The sequence below is a fragment of the Schaalia cardiffensis genome, from assembly GCF_016405145.1.
GTDB lineage: Bacteria > Actinomycetota > Actinomycetes > Actinomycetales > Actinomycetaceae > Pauljensenia > Pauljensenia cardiffensis.
In genome coordinates this window covers 141,464-147,498 of the sequence record NZ_JAEKIA010000007.1, presented here as the reverse complement: position 1 = coordinate 147,498, position 6,035 = coordinate 141,464, and the positions used below count along the sequence as shown (strand labels likewise).

5 protein-coding genes are annotated in these 6,035 nt (G+C 60.1%); 3 read left to right on the top strand and 2 right to left on the bottom strand.

What is annotated here, in order from left to right; all coding sequences use genetic code 11:
* The first annotated feature begins 44 nt into the window (after window positions 1-44).
* Together JFX23_RS05875 and JFX23_RS05870 are read left to right on the top strand one after the other, a co-directional pair.
* Entirely contained in the window at window positions 45-707 is a 663-nt protein-coding gene (locus JFX23_RS05875) for a DUF6318 family protein (protein ID WP_198776125.1), read from the top strand.
* Between the two features lie 208 nt (window positions 708-915).
* Window positions 916-1,560, top strand: coding sequence for a hypothetical protein (locus tag JFX23_RS05870; protein ID WP_198776124.1), 645 nt, complete (start codon window positions 916-918; stop codon window positions 1,558-1,560).
* Between the two features lie 52 nt (window positions 1,561-1,612).
* Here JFX23_RS05870 and JFX23_RS05865 read toward each other — a convergent pair whose 3' ends face one another.
* A complete protein-coding gene (locus tag JFX23_RS05865; protein ID WP_198776123.1) occupies window positions 1,613-3,151 on the bottom strand; it encodes a sialidase family protein in 1,539 nt (512 codons plus the stop codon).
* Between the two features lie 520 nt (window positions 3,152-3,671).
* Between JFX23_RS05865 and JFX23_RS05860 the strand changes: the two genes are divergently transcribed.
* On the top strand, window positions 3,672-4,112 hold the full coding sequence (locus JFX23_RS05860) for a rhodanese-like domain-containing protein (RefSeq protein WP_198776122.1): 441 nt from the start codon (window positions 3,672-3,674) through the stop codon (window positions 4,110-4,112).
* Between the two features lie 652 nt (window positions 4,113-4,764).
* On the opposite strand, the gene JFX23_RS05855 is transcribed toward JFX23_RS05860, so the two are convergent.
* Window positions 4,765-5,865, bottom strand: a complete 1,101-nt coding sequence (locus JFX23_RS05855; RefSeq protein WP_198776121.1) for a sulfite exporter TauE/SafE family protein — start codon at window positions 5,863-5,865, stop codon at window positions 4,765-4,767.
* Between the last annotated feature and the right edge of the window lie 170 nt (window positions 5,866-6,035).

Sequence of the window (6,035 nt, the reverse complement as noted above, 5' to 3'; positions counted from 1 at the left end):
GGCAAGTGGTGGAGTTTCTCTGGTGGCTGCTTTAGCGTGTAAAGATGACACGCTCATCCCATGCTGCCCGGGTGCTTGCGCTCGTCTTGGCCCTCTCCGGCCTCGCAATGCTCTCCGGGTGTTCAGTGGTTTCGCCTAGCGGCGCTCAGTCAGGGTCTGCCGCACAGTCCGCCGAAGTCGTAATGTCGGGCGACTACATCCTCAACGAGGACGGCACCCTCAGGAAACCTCACGTCACTCCCTCAGTGCCAACAATGAGCGAGATTGCCTTCCAGTACAACGAAACCGGGGCCGAGCAAGCGGCCAGACACTTCATCGACCTCATCAACTACTCATGGGCGAGCGGCGACACCACAGCCCTCGACGAATTCTCAGAAGAACGATGCACCTACTGCCAAACAATCAGCGGACGCGTCCATGACGTCTATGACAATGGCGGCTGGGCGTACGGACTGAAGTACACCGTCAGCCAAGTCGAAGGCAACTATCCCGTCAATACAGACTCTCCGGAAACAGCACAATTCACCGACTGCTACGTCATGTCGTTTCTCATGCACAGAAGCAAGGCCGACAGATATGAACCTCCGACCCTTGAGCATGTTCCAGCAGGGACAGGGCGCCTCATCCTGATAGTTCATTGGGACGGAAGCGAATGGAAAATGAGCGGAGTAGGAGGAGAAGACATTGAAACCGCACAATCCGAATAAGACGCAGCGTCTTATGGCCTCGCTCTTTCTAACCCCTCTATTTTGCCTATCAGCGGGCCCCGCCCTTGCTGACGATAGATTCTTTTTCTCAGATTCAACTTCAAATGACACAATCCTTATTGGAGGCACTTATACGTTTTCTGATAACTCCGTTCAAGCAGCTTCTGCACCCGATTCCACCCCCGCTGTGCAGGGTCCTGTTTTCAGTGTGGGTGATGGTGTTGAGGTGGGTGTTTCTTCGGCGGATGAGTGGAATCGGGCTGTTGAAGAGTGCCTCGCTCACGCGGCGAATGGGCCGATCCTTCTTCAACAATGCCGAATCATCCTCGGACTCGAACACCCCCAAACAAGCGAAACCCCAGACTCTGACCCTGCCACGAGTACTGCGCCCAGTGTTGAATCCCTCTCCCCTCGTCAGATCATCAGCTACGCGCACGCCCAACACACCATCAATGGTGCGGGGCTTGCCTGGCAGCCCAAAACAAACGCTCTTGTCGGACTACCCACCCTCGTGCACGTCACCTCACCCACACAAAACGCCACACTGAGCCTTTTTGGCCAAGCAATCTCCATCGCTTTGGAAGCCTCGCACTTCTCCTACGACTTTGGCGATGGCTCCCCCACCTTAGAAACCACCGACCCGTCGGCTCCCTATCCTGTTCAGACCCTCAACCACATTTACACCCAAACTTCACCCGGGCGCATCATCACCCTGACAACAACATGGAATGCGACCATCACCTACCCTTCTGGGCGCAGCGCCTACCTCGCCAACGCCCTAACCAGTACAGAAACCTCCACCCCCATCACAATCCTTAGAGCGAAAATCAGCCTCATCCCCGCAGACAAATAACCACACCACACGACCAGACACATACCCACACGACAAGCAGTGGGAAGCGCGCTTACTTCTGGAGGAAGGAAACACTTTCACCAGTGATCACCGGAGGCTTCGCGAAAGCACCAGGCACCCCACGAGCCTGAAGCGACGCCCTCTTCATGGAGAAAGACAAGACCTTAGCGTCGCAAGCAACACCCGAGTGAGCAGAAGCCTTGGCTTCGGAAGAGACACTGAAAGTAGACGACCCATAAGCGGATGCGCGCCTCGGGGTCACATCTTCACCCCTAGACCCCTCATTTCCGCTCTGCACACCCCCACATCCACCCTGGGCACCCGCGCTCTGCCTGCCCTCACCACTGCCCAACGCACCCTCAGCGCCGCCCTGCACGCCCTCGTTTCTGATCTCTGCACCCGTACCTCCATCCCGGGCATCCTCATCTCCACCTCGCACGCCTTCATCCCCGCACCAGGCGTCCTCGTCTCCACGTTGTGCGCCCTCGTCTTCAGAGCTGCCCGTCCCGGCCTCGATTCCCAACTCTTCCGCCTCGATTCGGGCAAAGAGGATCCGCTGGTAATCGTCAGTCTCCCAGGCGAGTGCGAGCGACCCATCGGCCAGCGCAATCAGATCCGAATATGCTGCGGCACCCGGGTCAACGAGGATCGCCTCACTCCACGTCACTCCCCCGTCATCTGAGATCCGCAAACTGAGCGCGCTTCGCTCGCTCGGATGATCCGGCAAGCTCACGACCAGAAGATTCCCAAGACGGGCGATACCTCCATTGCACGAAGGATCGACGAGGGCGGGGGCTGCCAGCGCCTCAGTGAAGGTGCGGCCTGCGTCCATGGAACGCGCGAGGCGCGCGCACGGGCGTGCACGGGCAAGCATGAGAAGCGTCTTCCTGCCCGTACCTTCGCCAAGCTGAACTCCTGCAGAGCAAACTCCCGAACCTTTAGCACCGACCCCAGTGTTCCCGACCTCGATCACCTTGTTCTCATCACAATCCGGGCCGACAAGCTCACCCAGAACCCAGGTCTCGCCATGGTCTCGTGAAGCAGCGATACAGGCGTAGCTCTCCTCGTCGAGGCGACACACGAAGGGCTGATACAGAGTCCCATCTGCTCCGACAGAGCCATTGCCCGAGGAGGTGAACATGCCTCCGACATTCTCAGGGCGGAGTTCAGAAAGGTCACGATGCGTCCACGTCTCGCCCTCGTCATCGGAGTAGGAGAGCCATAGCTCGAGGCCGGGGCCGCCCGCCTTCGCGGAGAAGAACGACTCGCCGTGAGAGCCGACGTGCCAGCAGAAGACCCGGCCCGTGAACGGGTCCGTCAGGAGGGAGGCGTCACCCACTCCGAAGCCCTTCGAATGAGAATGCAGGGCACGAGGCTCGCTCCAGGTGTGCCCGAGATCGTCGGAGACCCGCAGGGCGATATCGAATTCCGCCGGAAGGTCTCGCCAATCGGAGCGCACATCGAAGGCCGCGATGATGCGACCCGATTTCGTCTGGGTGAGTGCGGGAATCCTATAGAGGGGCGAAGGGAAGGCCGAGCCGGAGAAAGGTGTTCCGGCTTCAGCGAGGACGCGAACCTTCAGCGATGTCACAGTTATCCTCCACGACGAGGGCGAATGGGCTCCACCTTAGGCGGACGCCCGGTTTCTTCTCTAATTCTCACGCGCATAGACTACAGCGCGTATGGGCTGAGGTGTGTGCGAGCTGAAGAGCGCACGAGTTGCCGCGCACATGAGCTCGGCACGCTGGTCAGCGATGAGCTCACCTACGATCCTCGCGTATTACCGCTAGCGCGGGCTCGGCTTTTAGTGCGCGGACTCGAAGGGCACGAACCCGCTCCACGTGGAGTCGAAAAACCTGAACCTAGAGCCCACGCTGCGCAGCCCGCACTGGTTGAGCGCCACACTGTTTTATCAGTCCCACACCGTATGATCTCATTCACACGACCTGCCCTGCGTGGGCCCGCACTACACGACATGCGCCGTGGGATCCCGCTCGCCCAAGCCCGTCAAGTGTGGCGCTTGAGCAGTAAACGTGCGAACAGGACACTCTTGGCGAACTCTGGCACACTGACGGTCAAGACAGCACGAACCCGTCAAAGATCGGAGACTCATGACCGCTCGCCGCCCCTCCCTCGTCTTCTTCGCCACCCTCGGCGCTCTCGCCCTCGTTCCTGCTCTCAGCGCATGTTCGAGCACCCCGAGTGAGTCTGGGTCGACAGCTTCCTCCGCTTCCTCTTCCGCATCCGTTTCTTCCGGGTCTTCCGGGCAGGCGAATACCGCGATCGGCACGCTCATCGACGTGCGCACCCCCGAAGAGTTCGCTGACGGCCACCTCAAGGGAGCAACGAACATCGATTTCAACGGCCCCGACTTCGCCGAGAAGATCAGTGAGCTCGACAAAGACGGCGAGTACACGCTCTACTGCCGTTCAGGCCGACGCTCCGGGTTGGCGCTCGAGGCGATGAAGGCTGCCGGATTCACGAAGGTGACGAACGCCGGGGGTGTAGAACAGGCCTCGAAGACTCTCGGGCTTGACATTGTGAAGGACTGAGCGGAGCTCGGGAAAGGCCTCCACGGGGATGCCGTAAGGATTCCGTGGGGAGCGTGAGGACTCCGTGGGGAGCGTGAGGATTCCCTGAGGAGATCGAAAACCCCGCAGGGCATGCCGTGAGGGCTCCGCTTGACATGCCCTAAGGACTCCACGGGAGATATCGTAAGGATTCCGCGGGAAGGTCGGCGCGTGCTCGGCGAACTCCTCTCCAAGAAACTCCTTCGCGACAAACGTGGGGATGTCTCACTGTCCGGGTCTCAACACTTCGCAGCGGGCGCTCCTCGCGGCGAGCATGGGAATACCACTCTCCCTTCGGCAAGTTCACGTCGAGTGAGTCTGCCCTTCACACAGGCCAACGCCCACCCTGGAGGCCCCCTTCGACACTCATTCGACACTAAGACGCACTCTCGTCAAGCAATCTCGCCTTCAGCCCCGAGACTCATCGCAGGACTTCTCCTCACGCAGGCTCCCGCCCTGCCCCGGAGGCCCCTTCAACGCGCAGCCCCGCCCTCGTCGACGCGCAACCCCCGTCCTCGTCGATGCGCAGCCTCGCCCGCGCCTCGTCCTCGTTCATTTCACGCGGGCGCAGAGCGCTGTCGTTTTCCTATCTCTCAAAGTTTCTCCCCTCTGACCGGTCTCTTAGCGGCTTTCTTCACTCCCCTTTTGTGGCGGGTTTCTTCCGAGCCTTCATGAGGGTCTGCACGCCGACAAACACCAGGAAACAGGAAAAGAGGAGTTCACCGAGCGCGGGAGTGATCTGAGCTGCGGCGAAAGTGCCAACGGGTGCAGCGAGCGCCGCGATTGCGCCGAGGACCAGCCCCAATTTCAGATCCACGACTCCATGCCGCGAATTCGTGATCGTCCCCGAGATCGCGGTCGGGATGATGACGAGCAGCGATGTTCCCCGCGCAAGCAAATCTCCCGCTCCGACAAGAATCTCCATACCGGGAACGATGACGCTCCCGCCTCCCACTCCGACCAGGCCGGACAGTATTCCCGAAAAGAGGCCGACGATGAGCAAAACAATGCCCTTGTACCAGTCCAGCTCGAAAACTGAATCACGGATGGGGACATGGAAGCGCTGCGAGATGACGACGAAAGCAACGAATCCCACGAATATCCACGGGAGGATGCGCTCGGGCAGTCGATGCAGAAGAAGGACACCGATCTGAGCGCCCACGAGCGCCCCAGCAATGAGGATCAGCATCGCGACGAGGGAAACATTCCCGCTCATCGCGTAGGACACCGACCCCGCCGCAGCAGTGGGGATGATCGCAACCAGCGAAGTCGCCGCCGCCCTCTTCTGGTCCATCCCGAGGATCAGCGTCAGTGCGGGGACGATGAGGACTCCGCCCCCTACGCCGAATAGCCCGGAGAGGAACCCGGCGCTAAGCCCTGTGACGAGGACGAGGACGCTTCTTCCAACGGTGAACGAGGGCGCAGGTCTTCCGAGAGTGAACGAGGACGCTGGGCGCGGCTTGGCTAAGGGGGTGCTGTGTGAGAACGTGCTTTTGTCTGAGGGAGTGCTGAACTCTGGCGAGGCGCAGAACTCTCCTGGGGCGTCGAGATGCACCGGCGCGCCGGGGTGTACAGGAGCGTCGAGGTATACAAGAGCGTCGAGGTGTACAAGGGCATCGAGCTCAGGCTGAGCGTTGCACCCAGGCGCGATGCTTTGTTCAAACTCAGCACTCTGCTCAGAGCCGGCGTTTTGCTCAAAACCTCTGCTGCGATCTGCAGATCTCTGCTCGTCCATGCTCTTGATTCTAAGGAGGCGTCGAGAGGGCGAATTCGACTATCCGTAACTCGTTCGACGCCCCCAAGTCTCGTCGGATAGGTCACGTCCCTTCGGGTGGGTCACGTCCCTAGAAAGGCCCCCAAACACGGGAAGCCACAGTCGGCGAATTATCCACAATCTCGCGGGCC